Here is a 16,102-nt window from a genome sequence, read left to right as displayed (position 1 = left end):
CCACACCAACCACCCACCCCCCCCCGCGGCGCCCCCCGGCGCGGGGGCGGCCCCCCCGGGGGGGGCCCCCCCCCCCCGCCAGGCCGCCACCGCCAGCAGCAGCACCGCGGCCTGCTGCGGGACGGTGACGTCCAGGCCCGTGCACTCCCCCACCCGCCGCAGCCGGTTGAGCACGGTGTTGCGGTGGCAGTAGGTGCGCGCGGCGGTGGCGGCCACCGAGCCGGTGGCGGCGAAGGCGTCCAGCGCCTCCAGCAGCCGCTCGCGCTCGGGGGGCGCCAGGAGCAGCAGCTCGCCGAGCACCTCGCGGGCCACGTCCTCGCCGACCGCGCCGAGCTGGGTGACGGCGACGTCGAGGGCGACCTGCGCCAGGCGGGCCGGGCCGTGCGCGCCGGCCGGCAGCGCGGCGGCGACCTGCTCGGCCACCCGCACCGCCCGCGGCACGCGCGCCAGGCCGCGCGCCAGCGGGCCCACCCCGCACGGCACCGCCAGCAGCGGGGCCGGCACCGTGGGCAGGCCCGGCCCCTCCAGCGGCCACGCCCCGCGCGGGCGGTGCCCCACCACGAGGGTGCCGGAGCGGTGCTCGACGGGCCGCAGCGCGCCGGGGTGGCGCAGCAGGGGGTCCAGCGCGCCGCGCGCGCGCAGCGGCACCAGCGCGACGAACACGTCGTCCGAGCGCCCGGCGCCCAGGACCGCGGCGGCCCCGGCCAGCAGGTCCGGGTCCTCGCCGTCGGAGGCCAGGAACGCCGCGAGGATGCGGCGCCGGTCGCGCTCGCGCTCGTAGGCCAGCGCGGTGGCCGCCTCGTGGTAGCCGACCTGCACGTCGCCGGAGTGCTCCTCCACCGCCTGCCACAGCTGCACCGGCAGCGACACCGCACCGGCCAGCGCCTGCGCGGGCAGCCGCTCGGCCAGCTCCTCCCACACCACCCGGAAGTGCAGCCGGGTGCCGGTGGTCACCGCCGACAGCGGCACGTCCAGCGCGGCGCGGTCGCGGCCGACGTCGCGCGAGAGCTGCACCAGCCGCTCGGGCACCGGCAGGTCCACCAGGCGGCGCAGGACGCGCTCGTAGGTGTTCACCGCGTCGCGCAGGAGCACCTCGCGGGGCACCGCGCCGTCGGAGTACGGCACGAGCTGCACCAGTTGCGACAGGAACCGCTCGGCGAGGCGGTCGACGTCGGCCAGCAGCTCCAGCAGCAGGGAGCGCACCGCAGCGGAGGCCGCGGTTTCCGCCGCGTTTCCGGTGTTGTGCACGTGCACACCATACGGGCCCGATCGCGCGGCGGCGGGTCCTTGCCGCCGTTCCCCGGCCGCGGCGATGCTGCTCGGACCCCGCGGGGAACCCCCGGGCCGACTCCCCCGAACCCCAGGAGGCCGTGATGACGACGGTGCGCGCCGCACTGGTCCAGACGTCGTGGACCGGCGACCAGGAGAGCATGGTCAAGGTCCACGAGGAGTACGCCCACCAGGCCGCCGACGCCGGCGCGCAGGTGGTCTGCTTCCAGGAGCTGTTCCACGGCCCGTACTTCGGGCAGGTGCAGGACGCGGCCTACTACGAGTACGCGCAGGCCGTGCCCGGCCCGATCGTGCAGCGGTTCCAGTCCATCGCCGCCGAGACGGGCATGGTGATGGTGCTGCCGGTGTACGAGCAGGAGCAGCCGGGGGTGCTCTACAACACCGCCGCGGTCGTCGACGCCGACGGCAGGTACCTGGGCAAGTACCGCAAGCACCACATCCCGCACCTGGACCGGTTCTGGGAGAAGTTCTACTTCCGGCCCGGGAACCTGGGGTACCCGGTGTTCGACACCGCGGTCGGCAAGGTCGGGGTGTACATCTGCTACGACCGGCACTTCCCCGAGGGCTGGCGCGCGCTCGGCCTGGCCGGCGCGGAGATCGTCTTCAACCCCAACGCCTCCAAGCCGGGGCAGTCCAACCGGTTGTGGGAGCTGGAGCAGCCCACCGCCGCGGCCGCCAACGGGTACTTCGTCGCGGTGCCCAACCGCGTCGGGCGCGAGGCCGGCGAGTTCGGCGAGGACGCCGTGGACTTCTACGGAACCTCGTACTTCGTGGACCCGCGCGGGAACTTCGTGGGCGAGAAGGGCAGCAGCACCTCCGAGGAGCTGCTGGTGCGCGACCTGGACATGGACCTGATCCGGCAGGCGCGCACCGACTGGCAGTTCTACCGCGACCGCCGCCCGGACTCCTACGGCGACCTGGTGCGGCCGTGAGGACGCTGATCTCCGGCGGGACCCTCGTCACCGCGACCGGGGCCGCCCCCACCGACGTCCTGATCGACGGCGAGGTCGTCGTCGCGCTGCTCTCCCCCGGAACCGGCGCGGAGCTGGCCGTGGACGAGCGCATCGACGCCACCGGCTGCTACGTCCTGCCCGGCGGGGTGGACGTGCACACGCACATGCAGATGCCGTTCGGCGGGACCGAGGCCTCCGACACGTTCGAGACCGGCACCCGGGCCGCGGCGTTCGGCGGGACCACGACGATCGTGGACTTCGCCGTGCAGCGCACCGGGGAGGTCGTCGAGGCCTCGCTGGAGGCCTGGCACGCCAAGGCCGCCGGGAACTGCGCCGTGGACTACGGGTTCCACATGATCCTGGGCGGGGTGGACGAGGACTCCCTGAAGGCGATGGACTCCCTCGTCGCCCACGAGGGCGTCACCAGCTTCAAGCTGTTCATGGCGTACCCGGGGGTGTTCTACTCCGACGACGGGCAGATCCTGCGGGCCATGCAGCGCGCCACCGACAACGGCGCGCTGGTGATGATGCACGCGGAGAACGGCACCGCCATCGACGTGCTCGTGCAGCAGGCCCTGGCGCGCGGGGACACCGACCCGGTGTTCCACGGCCTGACCCGCCCGGCGGCGCTGGAGGCGGAGGCCACCAACCGCGCCATCGCCCTGGCCGAGGTCGCCGGCGGCACCCCGCTGTACGTGGTGCACGTCTCCGCCTCGCAGGCGCTGGAGCGCATCGCGCGGGCGCGCACCACCGGCGCCAACGTCTTCGCCGAGACGTGCCCGCAGTACCTGTACCTCACCCTGGAGGACCACCTCGGCGCCGGCGGGCCGGGCAGCTTCGAGGGCGCCAAGTACGCCTGCTCCACCCCGCTGCGCTCCAGGCACGAGCCCCACGCGGCGGACCTGTGGCGGGGCCTGCGCACCGACGACCTCGCGGTGGTCTCCACCGACCACTGCCCCTTCTGCTTCAACGACCAGAAGGAGCTGGGCCGCGGGGACTTCTCGAGGATCCCCAACGGCATGGGCGGGGTGGAGCACCGGATGGACCTGGTGCACCAGGGCGTCGTCGACGGGCACCTGTCGCTGCAGCGCTGGGTGGAGACGTGCGCCACCACGCCCGCGCGGTTGTTCGGCATGTACCCGAGGAAGGGCACCGTCGCGCCCGGTTCGGACGCCGACGTCGTGGTCTACGACCCGGCGGCCACCACGCGCATCAGCGCGGCCACGCACCACATGAACATCGACTACTCCGCGTTCGAGGGTTTCGAGCTGACCGGCGCGGTGCGCACGGTGCTCTCGCGCGGGACCGTCGTCGTCGACCGCGGCACCTGGAAGGGCTCGCCCGGGCACGGGCGCTACGTGCCCCGCGGGCTGTCGCAGTACCTGCGCTGAGGGAAGGAGGGACCGTGGACTTCGGAGTCGTCCTGCAGACCACCCCGCCGGCGGCCCGGGTGGTGGAGCTGTCCCGGCTGGCCGAGACGTACGGGTTCAGCCACGTGTGGACGTTCGACTCCCACGTGCTGTGGGAGGAGCCGTACGTGATCCACTCGGCGATCCTGCAGGCCACCCGCAAGGTGGTCGTGGGGCCGATGGTCACCAACCCCGCCACCCGCGAGTGGTCGGTGACCGCCTCGACGTACGCCACGCTCAACGAGATGTACGGCCCGCGCACGATCTGCGGGATCGGCCGCGGCGACTCCGCCGTGCGCACCCTGTCCGGCAAGCCGACCACCCTGGCCACGCTGCGCGAGTCCGTGCACGTCATCCGGGAGCTGGCCAACGGCCGCCCCGTGGAGCACCGCGGGCAGACGCTGCGCCTGCCGTGGGCGCCGGCGACGAACGAGGCGAACCGCACGCAGGTGTGGGTCGCCGCCTACGGGCCCAAGGCGCTGCAGCTGACCGGGGAGGTCGCCGACGGGTTCATCCTGCAGCTGGCCGACCCCGACATCGCCGCCTGGACCATCAAGACCGTCAAGGAGGCCGCCGAGCGCGCCGGGCGCGACCCCGACGCGGTCAAGGTGTGCGTGGCCGCCCCCGCCTACGTCACCGACGGCTCCGCCGGCGCGCTGGAGCACGCCCGCGAGCAGTGCCGCTGGTTCGGCGGCATGGTCGGCAACCACGTCGCCGACCTCGTCGAGCGCTACGGCCCCGGCGGGCGGGTGCCCGCCGCGCTGAGCGACTACGTCGCCGGGCGCGAGGGGTACGACTACAACCAGCACGGCCGGGCCGGCAACACGCACGCCGCGTTCGTGCCCGACGCGGTCGTGGACCGGTTCTGCCTGCTCGGCGACGCCGCGCAGCACGTGCAGCGCCTGCGCGACCTGGAGTCCCTGGGCGTGGACCAGTTCGCGCTGTACCTGCAGCACGACGCCAAGGAGCAGACGCTGCGCGCCTACGGCGACCTGGTCCTGCCCGCCCTCGCGCCGCCCGCCGTCGCCGTCTCGTGAGGGCCGCGCCGTGACGGACCTGCTGCCCGGCCCGCGCGCGCAGGCGCCCGCGCCGGGCGGGGCGGGCGGGGCGGGTGCGCCCGTCCCGGGGGCGGCACCGCTGCTGCGGCGCACCGGCGCCGCGCTGCTGGGGGTGCTGGTGCTGCTGGCCGCCTGGGAGCTGTACCGCGCGTTCGGGCCGGTGGCCGGGGTGGAGGTGGGCGGGCAGCGGGTGCTGCCCCGGGCCGACCCGCGCTCGATGCCCGGCGTGCTGGAGGTGCTGCGCACCCTGGCCACCCCCGAGGTCGCCGTGCCCGGCTCGCGCACCGTGGGCGGGGCGGTGCTCGCCGCCGCCGCCGGCACGCTGCGCACGGCCGCCGGCGGCTGGCTGCTCGGCTCGCTGGTGGGCGTGGCGCTGGCGGTGCTCATGCAGCGCTGGCGCCCGGTCGAGCGGGGCCTGCTGCCGTACGTGGTGCTCAGCCAGACCGTGCCCGTCATCGCCGTCGCGCCCCTGGTGGCCGGCTGGGGCGGGCGGTTGCAGCTGACGCCGCAGCTGTCGTGGCAGCCGTGGATGTCGGTGGTCGTGCTCTCCGGCTACCTGGCGTTCTGCCCGGTGGCCCTGGGCGCGCTGCGCGGGCTGGCCTCCCCCGCCCCGGCCGCGGTGGAGCTGTTCACCAGCCTCACCGCCACCCGCCGGCAGGAGCTGCTGCGCCTGCGCCTGCCCGCCAGCCTGCCGTTCCTGCTGCCCGCCCTGCGCCTGGCCGCCGCGCAGGCCGTCGTCGGCTCCATCGTCGCGGAGATCTCCACCGGCACCCGCGGCGGGACCGGCCGCCTGGTCCTGGAGTACGCCCAGCAGGCCACCTCGGCGCCGGGCCGGCTGTACGCGGCCGTGCTGGGCGCGGCGCTGCTGGGCCTGCTCGCCGCCGGCGCCGTCTCGCTGCTCGAGGCGGCCCTGCTCCCCCACCGGCGCACCGCGCCCGCGAACCGGCGCACCGCGAACCGGCGCACCCCGAACCGGCGCACCCAGCCCACGAACCGGAGGACCCCGTGACCGCCGCCGTCCGCGTCGAGGCCCTCGACCAGCGCTTCGCCACCCCCGCCGGGACGGTGCACGCCCTCTCCGGCGTCGACCTGACGATCGAGGCGGGCGCGTTCGTCTCCCTCATCGGCCCCTCCGGCTGCGGCAAGTCCACGCTGCTGCGCTGCATCGCCGACCTGGTCACCCCCACCTCCGGGCGCGTCCTGGTCGGCGGCGTGGAGGCCGGGGAGGCCCGGCGCCGGCACGCCTACGGCATCGCGTTCCAGGCCGCCGGGCTGCTGGAGTGGCGCACCGTGCAGCGCAACGTGGAGCTGCCGCTGGAGCTGCACGGCGTCGGGCGGCGCGAGCGCGCCGAGCGCGCCCGGCACCTGCTGGACCTGGTGGGCCTGGGCGACTTCGCCGGGGCCCGGCCCTCGGAGCTGTCCGGCGGCATGCAGCAGCGCGTGGCCATCGCGCGGGCGCTGGCGGAGGAACCGCCGCTGCTGCTCATGGACGAGCCGTTCGGCGCGCTGGACGAGATGACCCGCGAGCGGATGCAGGCCGAGCTGCTGGCCGTGCGCCGGCGCACCGGCACCACGGTGGTGTTCGTCACCCACTCCATCGCCGAGGCGGTGTTCCTCTCCACGCAGGTGGTCGTCATGTCCGCCCGGCCCGGCCGGGTGGTCGGCGTCGTCGACGTGGACCTGCCCGGGCGCGACGAGCCCGGCGGCGACGAGGACGCCCGCGAGCACCCGGGGTTCTTCGCCGCCATCACGCGGGTTCGCGAGGTCCTGCGCGGGCACCCCGCGCGCACGCCCGCGCTGCGCGGGGAGGACCGGTGAACCCCGGCGCGCGGACCCGGCTGCTGCTGCCGCCCGTGCTCGTCGGCGTCGCGGCGCTGCTGCTGTGGCAGCTCGTCGTGGTCGCCGGCCGCGTGGCGACGTTCGTGCTGCCCTCGCCGCTGGCGATCGCCGGCGCGTTCGGCGGCGCGGCCCCCGACGTCCTGCGGGCGGCCGCGGCCACCGGCACCACCGCCGCCGTGGGCCTGCTCGCCGGGTCCGCGGCGGGCGTGGTCGCCGCGGTCCTGGCCGCGCGGTTCCGGCTGCTGGACGAGGTGCTCTCCCCGCTGTCCGCGGCGGCCAACGCCATGCCGATCATCGCCCTGGCCCCGGTGTTCAACGCGATGTTCGGCTCCACCAGCCCGGTGCCGCGCCGCCTGGTGGTGGCCGTGGCGGTGTTCTTCCCGCTGTTCGTCAACACCGTGCGCGGCCTGCGCCGGGTGGACCCGGTGCACGTGGAGCTGGCGCGCTCGCTGGCGGTGTCCGGCTGGGCGTTCACCCGGCACGTGCGCCTGCCCGGGGCGGTGCCGTTCGTGTTCACCGGGCTGCGGCTGGCGTCCTCGCTGGCGGTGATCGCCGCGGTGGTCGCCGAGTACTTCGGCGGCCGCCAGGACGGCCTGGGCTCGCGCATCACCTCCGCCGCCAGCGCCACCGCCTACCCCCGGGCGTGGGCGTACGTGCTCGGGGCCGTCGCCCTGGGCCTGGCCTTCTACCTGGCCGCCCTGCTCGCCGAGCGGCTGCTCTCCCCCACCACCAGGAGGTCCCGTTGAACCCTCGCTCCCCCCTCAGCCGCCGCACCGCCCTGCTGGGCGCCGCGGCCGGCGGCCTGGCCCTGGGGTCCGCCGCGTGCGGCAGCGCCGACCAGGGGGCCGGTGCCGGCGCCACCGCCGGCGCGGACGGCCTGACCCCGGTGAAGCTGCAGCTGCAGTGGGTCACCCAGGGGCAGTTCGCCGGGTACTTCACGGCCCTGGAGCGGGGTTTCTACCGCGACGAGGGCCTGGACGTGCAGATCCTCGAGGGCGGTTCGGACATCGTCCCGCAGACCGTGCTGGCCCAGGGGCAGGCGGACTACGCGATCGCCTGGGTGCCCAAGGCGCTGGCCTCGCGCGAGCAGGGCGCCGCCATCACGAACGTGGCGCAGGTGTTCCAGCGCTCCGGCACGCTGCAGGTCTCCTTCGCCGAGGCCGGCGTCGACTCGGTGGGGGCGCTGCGCGGTAAGAAGGTCGGCAACTGGGGGTTCGGCAACGAGTACGAGTTGTTCGCCGCCATGACGGCCGCCGGCCTGGACCCCTCGCGCGACGTGACGCTGGTGCAGCAGCAGTTCGACATGCTCGGGCTGCTGCAGGGCGACGTCGACGCCGCGCAGGCCATGACGTACAACGAGTACGCCCAGCTGCTGGAGGCGCAGGACCCGCGCACCGGGGAGCTGTTCACCGCCGAGGACTTCACGGTCCTGGACTTCAACGAGGTCGGCACCGCGATGCTGCAGGACGCGGTGTGGGCGGACAGCGCCCGGCTCGGCGAGGACGCCTACCAGGAGCAGACGGTGGCGTTCCTCAAGGCCTCCCTGAAGGGGTGGGCCGCGGCCCGCGACGACGCGCAGGCCGCCCGCGACGTGGTGGTGGCCCGGGGTTCCACCCTGGGCGCCAGCCACCAGCTCTGGCAGGTCAACGAGGTCAACCGCCTCGTGTGGCCCGCGCCGGAGGGCGCGGGGGTGCTGGACCCGGCGGCGTGGGAGCGCACCGTGGCCATCGCCCGCGACACCCGCAACGCCGAGGGGCGGACGGTCATCGCCAAGGACCCCGGCGCGGACGCGTGCACCGACGAGTTCGCGCGGCGCGCCGTGGAGGAGCTGCGCGCCGAGGGCGTGGACGTCACCGGGGAGGGGTTCACCCCGCTGTCGGTGACGCTGAACGCCGGCGGCGCCTGAGGCGCCTCAGCCCGGCGGTCCCGGGTGCGCGTACACCGCGCGCAGCCACACGGACAGCAGCAGGTCCACCACCTGCCCCCGCTCCACCGCCGGCCCGGTCCCGGCGCAGCAGGACTCCAGGACCCGCTCGTTCATGGAGTTCAGCAGCACCGCCAGGTCCCGGGCCGGCGGCCCCGGCGGCGCGGCCCCGCGCGCCCGCTCGGCCTCGACCAGCGCCGCGGTCTCGGCCACGAAACCCTCCATGACGCCGGACCACACCTCGCGCACCGCCGGGCTGGTGGCGCGCGCCTGCGCGGCGGCCAGGGTGACGGCGCGGTGCGCGCAGAACGCCTCGTGCGCCGCGGCGATGACCCCGCGCAGCAGGGCGGCGGGGTCACCGCCCGCGCCGTCACCGCGGGGCCGGCGCGCGCGGGCCTCGGCCACCACCCGGTCCAGCAGCGCCAGCAGCACCTCCTCCTTGGAGGAGAAGTAGAAGTAGAACGTCGGCCGGGAGATCCCCGCCCCGCGCGCCAGGTCGTCCACCGAGACGCCGGCGTAGCCGCGCTCGTCCAGCAGCCGCTCGGCGGTCTCCAGGATGGCGCGCTGGCGGTCGTCCCCGGTCGGGCGCGCGGCGCGCCGGCCGCGGGCGGGCGGGGGCGGCGGGGCCTGCTGGGTCACCGCCGCAGCCTAGGCGCCCGCCCCGGGCCGGTTCAGCCCAGCTCGCGCTCCTGGCGGGCCTGCTCCTCCAGCAGGCGCAGCGCGCGCTCGCCGTCGGCGCCGTCCTGCTCCAGCGCCGAGCGCATCGTGGCGAGCTTCTGCTCCCCGGCCGGGAACGGCGGCAGCAGCGGCACCTCCGGGTCGACGACGGCCTCCAGCACCACCGGGCGGTCGGCCGAGAGCGCGGCGTCCCAGGCGGCGCCCAGGTCGGCCGGGTCGTCCACCCGGATGCCGCGCAGCCCGAGCAGGTCGGCGTAGCGGGCGTAGGGGAAGTCCGGCAGCCGCTGGCTGGCGCCGAAGCGCGGGTCGCCCTCCATCTCGCGCTGCTCCCACGTCACCTCGGCCAGGTCGCCGTTGTTGAGCACGAGCACGACGAACCGCGGGTCGGCCCAGCGCCGCCACATCCCGGCGACGGTGATGAGCTCGGCCACGCCGTTCATCTGCACCGCCCCGTCCCCGGCCAGCGCCACCAGGGGGCGGGAGGGGTCGGCGAGCTTGGCGGCGATGCCGTAGGGCAGGGCCGAGCCCATGCTCGCCAGCGTGGAGGACAGGTGCGCCTGCACGCCCGGCGGCAGGGTCAGGTGCCGGGCGTACCAGTAGGTGACGGAGCCGACGTCGACGCTGACCTGCGCGTCGGCGGGCAGCCGCCGGCTGAGCTCGCGCACGACGAGCTCGGGGTTCAGCGGCTGCGCCGGCAGCGCGGCGCGCCGCTCGGCCAGCGTCCGCCAGCGCGTCACCGCGCCGGTGACGCGGCCGCGCCAGTCCTCGTCGGCGGGCGGGTCGAGCAGCGGCAGCAGGGCCTCCAGCGTCTCGGCGGCGTCGCCGGGCAGGCCGACCTCGACGGGGTAGCGGTTGCCGAGGTTGCGGGTGTCGAGGTCGACCTGCACGGCGCGCGCCCGCCCGGGCGCGGGGTAGAACTCCGTCCACGGGTCATCACTGCCCACGATCAGCAGCGTGTCGCACTCGGAGAGGACGAACGCGCTGGCGCTGGTGCCCAGGTGCCCCATGACGCCGGCGCTGGTGGGCAGCCGCTCGTCGACCCAGGGCTTGCCGAGCAGGCTGGTGGTGACGCCGGCGCCGAGGCGCTCGGCCACCGCCCGCACCTGCTCCCCGGCGCGCCGGGCGCCCTGGCCGACGAGCAGGGCGGGCCTGCGGCCGGAGTTCAGCACCCGCGCCGCCTGCCGCAGGTCCTCCTCCTGCGGCAGCACCCGGGGGCGGCGCCACTCCGGGGCGCTGACGACCACCCCGTGCTCCTGGGGCAGCGGGTCCGGGGCGGGCAGCTGCTGCACGTCGTGCGGCAGGACGACCGCGCACGGGCGGCGGCGGGCCAGGGCGGTGCGGAACGCGCGGTCCAGGACCATCGGCGCGTGCTCGGCGGTCAGGACCGTCTGCACGTACGCGGTGGCGTCGCCGAACAGCGTCTGCAGGTCGACGCCCTGCTGGTACTCCGAGCCCAGGACCGTGCGCTGCTGCTGCCCGACGACGGCGACCACCGGCACGCTGTCCAGCTTCGCGTCGTACAGGCCGTTGAGCAGGTGCACCGCCCCGGGGCCCTGGGTGGAGAGGACCACCCCCACCTCGCCGGTGTACTTCGCGTGCCCCACCGCCATGAGGGCGGCGTTCTCCTCGTGCCGGGCCTGGACGAACTCCGGCCCGGCGCCCTGGCGCCGCAGCGCCCCGAGCACCGTGTTGATCCCGTCGCCGGAGTGCCCGAACAGGCGCCGGACCCCCCACGCGCGCAGCCGCTCGACCACCAGGTCCGCGACCAGTCGCTGCTCCTCGGCCACCGTCGTCCTCCTCGGCTGGGCGTCTCCTCACCCCTGCCCTACCCCGCGCCGGCGCGGGCACACCCCGCACGGGTGGCCGCGGCGCGGGAGGTGGCCGACGATGGTCGCCGTCGACGTCCGCGCCCGAGGAGCACCGTGTCCCTGCCGGCCAGCCACCCCCACCAGCGCTACAGCGTCGCCGGGTACCAGGAGCGCGAGGAGCCGGACGGGCGCGTGGACTGGTCCTGCGACCTGCTGCGCCACGGGCAGAGCTTCGGGCTGGTCGGCGACGACGGCCGCGGCGGTGCGTACCGGTACGCGTTCACCGACACCGCCCGCGGGGAGGAGTTCCGCACCGCCGCGCGGGGCCTGCACCCCGCAGCGGAGGTCCCCGAGGACGTCCTGGTGGACGAGCTGATCACGGTCCGGCAGATGAACGCCCTGGACCGGGTGGCGTACTGCTTCGCGGAGGACCGCTTCGAGGAGCTGGGCGAGCACCGCCTGGCCGCCCCGGGCCTGAGCCTGGCGCAGGTGCGCGAGCAGCTGGCGACCGAGCACGCCGGGCGCTCCCCGCGCGTGTGGGACCCGAGCCGCTCGGCGATGGTGCCCGTCACCGGAGCGGGGTCCGGTGCGGGACCGGGACCGGGGGCGCCGTGAGCGCGCCGTCGCTGCGGCGGCGCGACCGGTGCGCCGCGGAGCGGATGGACGACCCCGGCTGCGACCTGGCCGCCCTGCACCGCACGTACGCGCAGTTCCGCCTCGTCAACGCCGTCGTGGCCGGCTGGCAGGTGACCTACCGCCGCCACGTGCGCCCGCTGCTGCACCGCGAGCGGCCCACCACGCTGCTCGACGTCGGCTGCGGCGGCGGGGACCTCGCGCGCGCCCTGGCCCGGTGGGCGCGCCGCGACGGGTACCGCCTGGAGGTCACCGGCGTGGACCCGGACGAGCGCGCGCACGCCTGGGCGGTGCGGCGGCCCCCCGTGCCCGGGGTCCGCTTCCGCCGGGCGCTCAGCGGCGACCTCGTCGCCGGCGGGGAGCGCTTCGACGTGGTGGTCTCCAACCACCTGCTGCACCACCTGGACGACGCGGCCCTGGCCGCGCTGCTGGAGGACTCCCGGGTGCTGGCCCGGCGCCGGGCCGCGCACAGCGACATCGCCCGCAGCCGCTGGGCGTACGCCCTCTTCTCCGCCGGCACCCGGCCCTTCTTCCCCGGCTCCTTCATCTGCGAGGACGGGCTGACGTCGATCCGGCGCAGCTTCACGGCCGCGGAGCTGGGCGCCGCCGCCCCGCCCGGCTGGCGGGTCGAGCGGCCCTGGCCCGGGCGCAACCTGCTGCTGCACGACGCCGGGGGCCGCTGAGTGGCGCCGGGCGCGGGCCGCGTGCACGACGTGCTCGTGGTGGGCGCCGGGTCGGCGGGCCTGTTCCTGGCCGCCGCGCTGGCACAGCGCGGGGTGGACGTGGTCGTGCTGGAGCGCCGCACGGCGGCCGGCACCGGCTCGCGCGCCATCGGCCTGCACCCGCCGGCGGTGCTGGCGCTGCGCGCGCTGGGCCTGGAGCAGGAGGCGCTGGCGCTGGGCGCCCGCGTCGAGCGCGGGGTCGCCCGCAGCCGCGGCCGGCGGCTGGGCGCGCTGGGGTTCGAGCGGGCCTGGCCCGAGCGCCCCTTCGTGCTGACCCTGCCGCAGCACCGCACCGAGGCGCTGCTGGCCCGGCGGCTGCGGCAGTTCGCCCCGGCGGCGCTGCGGCGCGGCTGGGAGGTGCTGGGCACCCGCGAGGACGGCGGCGTGGTGCACGTCACCGCCCGCGGCGCCGGGGGGCCGGTGCGCACCTGGCGCGCGCGCGTGCTGGTGGGCGCCGACGGCGCGCACGGGGGCACCCGCGAGCGCGCCGGCATCGGCGCGCACGGGCGCACCTACCCGGACACCTACCTCATGGGCGACTTCGCCGACACCACCGGCGACGCGGGCACCGCGGTCATCCACCTCGAGCCCGCCGGGGTGGTGGAGTCCTTCCCGCTGCCCGCGGGGCGGCGGCGCTGGGTGGTGCACACCGGCGCCGCGCCCTCGGCGCCCGGCGCGCCCTCCACGCCCGCGGCGCCCGCGGCGCCCGGCGCGCCCGCCGGGGCGAGTGCGCAGGCGCTGGCGGCGCTGGTGGCCGCGCGCACCGGCGAGGTGCTCGACCCGGCCACCGCCAGCGCCGTCAGCGCGTTCGCGGTGCACCGGCGCCTGGCCCGGCGGATGGTCGCCGGCCGCCAGGTGCTCATCGGCGACGCCGCCCACGAGATCAGCCCCATCGGCGGCCAGGGCATGACGCTGGGCTGGCTGGACGCCCAGGCGCTGGTGCCGCTGCTGGTGCGGGTCCTGGCCGGGGGCACCGGCGCGGACCTGCGCTCGGTGCGGGGGTTCGTGCGCTTCGAGCGCGAGCGCACCCGAGCCGCGCGCACCGCCGCCCGGCGCGCGGGGCTGAACACGGTGCTGGGCCGGCCCGCGGGCGCGGGCCTGGGGCGCGCGCGCGAGGCGCTGGTGCGCGCGCTGCTGGGCGGCCCGCTGCGCCACCCGCTGGCCGGGGCGTTCACCATGCGCCGCTCCGGCGGCGACCGGGCGCCGGCACCGCTCCTCGACACCGTGTTGACAGCGTCGACGGAGCGTTGAAACTTGGGGGTGTGACTGTGGAGCACGTCGACGTGCTGGTCGTCGGGGCCGGCCTGTCCGGGATCGGTGCCGCCTGCCAGCTGCGCAGGCTCGTGCCCGGCCTGACGTTCGCGGTGCTGGAGGCCCGCGAGCGCCTGGGCGGGACGTGGGACCTCTTCCGCTACCCCGGGGTCCGCTCGGACTCCGACATGTTCACCCTGGGGTACGCGTTCCGGCCGTGGACGGACCGGCGCGCCATCGCCGACGGCGCCGCCATCCGCGAGTACATCGCCGACACCGCCCGCGAGTTCGGCGTGGACCGCGCGATCCGCTACGGGCACCGGCTGGTGGCCGCCGACTTCGAGCGCTCCCGCGGCCGCTGGCGCGTGCGGGTCGAGCGCAGCGACGGCACGAGCACCGAGCTGACGTGCGGGTTCCTCTTCGCCTGCACCGGCTACTACCGCTACGACCGCGGGCACACCCCCGACCTCCCCGGCCGCGAGGGGTTCGGCGGGCGGGTGGTGCACCCGCAGCACTGGCCGCAGGACCTCGACGTGGCCGGCCGGCGGGTCGCCGTCGTGGGCAGCGGCGCCACCGCCGTCACGCTCGTGCCGGCGCTGGCCGAGCGCGGGGCGTCGGTGACGATGGTGCAGCGCAGCCCCACCTGGATCGCCTCGCTGCCCTCCACCGACCGGCGCGCCGGGCGCTGGCCGCACCGGCTGGTGCGGGCGCGGCGCATCGCGCTGGGCGCGGCGAGCTACAAGCTGGCGCGGCGGGCGCCGCGGTACTTCGGGGGCAAGCTGCTGCAGGCGGCGCGCGAGCTGCTGCCCGAGGGCTACGACATGGCGCACTTCACCCCCCGCTACGCCCCGTGGGACCAGCGGCTGTGCGCGGTGCCCGACGCGGACCTGTTCCGCGCGATCGGCTCCGGCGCCGCCGAGGTGGTCACCGGCGCGGTGCGGGGCTTCACCCGCGAGGGGCTGCGCCTGGCCGACGGGCGCGAGGTGCCCGCCGACGTCGTGGTCACCGCCACCGGGCTGTCCGTCTCGCTGTTCGACGGGGTGCGCCTGAGCGTGGACGGCGAGGGGGTCGACGTGGCGCGCAGCGTCGTCTACAAGGGCGCGATGCTCTCCGGGGTGCCGAACTTCGCGTTCGCCTTCGGGTACACCAACGCCTCCTGGACGCTGAAGGTCGGCCTCGTCACCGAGTTCGTGTGCCGGCTGCTGCTGCGCATGCGGCGCACCGGCGCCACGACCGCCACCCCGCAGGCGCCGCCGGACCCCGGGCGCGCACCGCTGATCGACCTGGCCTCGGGGTACGTGCGCCGGGGCGCGGCCGCGCTGCCCTCGCAGGGCACCCGCACCCCGTGGCGGCTGCACCAGGACTACCTGCGCGACGTGGTGCTGCTGCGGCACCGGCGCGTCGCCGACCGCGGCCTGGAGCTGTCCACCGCCCCGCTGGCGGGCCTGCCCGACCCGGGAGCCCCGGAGCACCCGGAACCCACGAGGGATTCGGAGCGCCCGGCCGCGGAACCGGCGGGGGCCCCGCGGTGAGGGCGCCGCTGGACCGGCTGGGGCGGCTGCTGCGGCCGGCGGGGCCGGGGCCGTACGAGTTCGCCGGCGGCACCGCCGTCGTCACCGGCGCCGCCGGCGGGATCGGGCGGGCGCTGGCGCGCGAGCTGGCCCGGCGCGGCAGCGCCCTGGTGCTGCTGGACCGCGACGGGGCCGGCCTGGCGGCGCTGAGCGCGGAGCTGCGCGGGCGCCACCCCGGCCTGGCCGTGGACGCGCGCACGGTCGACCTCGCCGACGGCGCCGCCGCCACCGCCACCGCCGAGGCCGTGCGCGCCGACCACGAGCGGATCACCCTGCTGGTCAACAACGCCGGGGTCGCCCTGGGCGGGGAGTTCGGGCAGGTGAGCCCCGAGGAGTTCTGCTGGCTGCTGGAGGTGAACCTCGTCGCGACCGTGCGCGTCACCTCCGCGCTGCTGCCGGCGCTGCTGGCCTCCCCCGGCTCGCACGTGGTGAACACCTCCAGCCTGTTCGGGCTGGTCGCCCCCGCGGGCCAGGTCGCCTACGCCACGAGCAAGTTCGGCGTGCGCGGGTTCAGCGAGGCGCTGCGCGCGGAACTGGCCCCGGCCGGGGTCGGCGTCACCTGCGTGCACCCCGGCGGCGTGGCCACCGCCATCGCCCGCGACGCCAGGCTGGGCAGCGGGGTGGACCCCGAGCGCGGGCGCGCGGAGCAGCTCGGGTTCCAGGCGCTGCTCAGGATGCCGCCGGAGGTCGCCGCGGCCGCCGTGCTGGAGGGGGTGCGCCGACGCCGCGCCCGCGTGCTCATCGGCCCCGAGACGCTCGCGGCGGACCTCGTCGCCCGCGTGGCCCCCGCCTCCCACCAGGCCCTGCTCGCCGCGGTCACCCGCCTGGCCGTGCGGCGCGGGCGCACCCGCCCGCACCGCCCCGACCGCGGGCGCCCCGGCGGGGCCGCGGCGCCCGGCGCGGTGGCGGCGGACACCGGGAGTTCACCCGCGCGCTCGTGACAGCGGTGCGCGCACCCGGGCACCC

The 16,102-nt window shown here is 77.0% G+C and carries 15 protein-coding genes; 12 read left to right on the top strand and 3 right to left on the bottom strand.

Annotation, left to right across the window (positions count from 1 at the left end; all coding sequences use genetic code 11):
• Positions 1-1,248: helix-turn-helix domain-containing protein (locus tag ACRYR7_RS10570; RefSeq protein ID WP_432572049.1), on the bottom strand; the 1,248-nt coding region annotated here is incomplete at its 3' end.
• Between the two features lie 125 nt (positions 1,249-1,373).
• On the opposite strand from ACRYR7_RS10570, the gene ACRYR7_RS10565 reads away from it, so the two are divergent.
• The 7 genes from ACRYR7_RS10565 to ACRYR7_RS10535 are packed head-to-tail and all read left to right on the top strand — an operon-like array spanning position 1,374 to position 8,455.
• Positions 1,374-2,222 (top strand): nitrilase-related carbon-nitrogen hydrolase, encoded by an 849-nt coding sequence (locus ACRYR7_RS10565; RefSeq protein ID WP_432572048.1) that lies wholly within the window; start codon positions 1,374-1,376, stop codon positions 2,220-2,222.
• A complete protein-coding gene (hydA, locus tag ACRYR7_RS10560) occupies positions 2,219-3,634 on the top strand; it encodes a dihydropyrimidinase (RefSeq protein ID WP_432572047.1) in 1,416 nt (471 codons plus the stop codon). The genes ACRYR7_RS10565 and hydA overlap by 4 nt, the downstream gene beginning before the upstream one ends.
• Positions 3,635-3,648: 14 nt before the next feature.
• Positions 3,649-4,689, top strand: coding sequence for a TIGR03842 family LLM class F420-dependent oxidoreductase (locus tag ACRYR7_RS10555; RefSeq protein WP_432572046.1), 1,041 nt, complete (start codon positions 3,649-3,651; stop codon positions 4,687-4,689).
• Between the two features lie 10 nt (positions 4,690-4,699).
• Positions 4,700-5,719, top strand: coding sequence for an ABC transporter permease (locus ACRYR7_RS10550; RefSeq protein ID WP_432572045.1), 1,020 nt, complete (start codon positions 4,700-4,702; stop codon positions 5,717-5,719).
• On the top strand, positions 5,716-6,528 hold the full coding sequence (locus ACRYR7_RS10545; protein ID WP_432572044.1) for an ABC transporter ATP-binding protein: 813 nt from the start codon (positions 5,716-5,718) through the stop codon (positions 6,526-6,528). Before ACRYR7_RS10550 ends, ACRYR7_RS10545 begins: the two co-directional genes overlap by 4 nt.
• Positions 6,525-7,295 (top strand): ABC transporter permease, encoded by a 771-nt coding sequence (locus tag ACRYR7_RS10540; protein ID WP_432572043.1) that lies wholly within the window; start codon positions 6,525-6,527, stop codon positions 7,293-7,295. Before ACRYR7_RS10545 ends, ACRYR7_RS10540 begins: the two co-directional genes overlap by 4 nt.
• Positions 7,292-8,455, top strand: coding sequence for an ABC transporter substrate-binding protein (locus ACRYR7_RS10535; protein ID WP_432572042.1), 1,164 nt, complete (start codon positions 7,292-7,294; stop codon positions 8,453-8,455). The genes ACRYR7_RS10540 and ACRYR7_RS10535 overlap by 4 nt, the downstream gene beginning before the upstream one ends.
• 6 nt (positions 8,456-8,461) lie before the next feature.
• Here ACRYR7_RS10535 and ACRYR7_RS10530 read toward each other — a convergent pair whose 3' ends face one another.
• Both ACRYR7_RS10530 and ACRYR7_RS10525 read right to left on the bottom strand, forming a co-directional pair.
• A complete protein-coding gene (locus tag ACRYR7_RS10530; protein ID WP_432572041.1) occupies positions 8,462-9,112 on the bottom strand; it encodes a TetR/AcrR family transcriptional regulator in 651 nt (216 codons plus the stop codon).
• 32 nt (positions 9,113-9,144) lie between these two features.
• Positions 9,145-10,938, bottom strand: a complete 1,794-nt coding sequence (locus tag ACRYR7_RS10525; protein WP_432572040.1) for a thiamine pyrophosphate-requiring protein — start codon at positions 10,936-10,938, stop codon at positions 9,145-9,147.
• Between the two features lie 135 nt (positions 10,939-11,073).
• On the opposite strand from ACRYR7_RS10525, the gene ACRYR7_RS10520 reads away from it, so the two are divergent.
• The 5 genes from ACRYR7_RS10520 to ACRYR7_RS10500 are packed head-to-tail and all read left to right on the top strand — an operon-like array spanning position 11,074 to position 16,077.
• A complete protein-coding gene (locus ACRYR7_RS10520) occupies positions 11,074-11,574 on the top strand; it encodes a hypothetical protein (protein WP_432572039.1) in 501 nt (166 codons plus the stop codon).
• Entirely contained in the window at positions 11,571-12,275 is a 705-nt protein-coding gene (locus tag ACRYR7_RS10515; protein ID WP_432572038.1) for a class I SAM-dependent methyltransferase, read from the top strand. Before ACRYR7_RS10520 ends, ACRYR7_RS10515 begins: the two co-directional genes overlap by 4 nt.
• Entirely contained in the window at positions 12,276-13,565 is a 1,290-nt protein-coding gene (locus tag ACRYR7_RS10510; protein ID WP_432572037.1) for an FAD-dependent oxidoreductase, read from the top strand.
• Between the two features lie 11 nt (positions 13,566-13,576).
• Complete coding sequence (locus ACRYR7_RS10505; protein WP_432572036.1) at positions 13,577-15,097, top strand: flavin-containing monooxygenase; 1,521 nt, start codon at positions 13,577-13,579, stop codon at positions 15,095-15,097.
• On the top strand, positions 15,094-16,077 hold the full coding sequence (locus tag ACRYR7_RS10500; protein WP_432572035.1) for an SDR family NAD(P)-dependent oxidoreductase: 984 nt from the start codon (positions 15,094-15,096) through the stop codon (positions 16,075-16,077). The genes ACRYR7_RS10505 and ACRYR7_RS10500 overlap by 4 nt, the downstream gene beginning before the upstream one ends.
• Positions 16,078-16,102: the final 25 nt, after the last annotated feature.

The sequence above is a fragment of the Kineococcus gurbantunggutensis genome (genome assembly GCF_050871925.1).
Lineage (GTDB): Bacteria > Actinomycetota > Actinomycetes > Actinomycetales > Kineococcaceae > Kineococcus.
This window is presented reverse-complemented; position numbering and strand designations above follow the sequence as displayed.

What these genes read in the sequence shown, in the direction of transcription:
- ACRYR7_RS10565 (WP_432572048.1), top strand. Translation starts at nt 1,374, where the DNA reads ATGACGACGGTGCGCGCCGCACTGGTCCAGACGTCGTGGACCGGCGAC.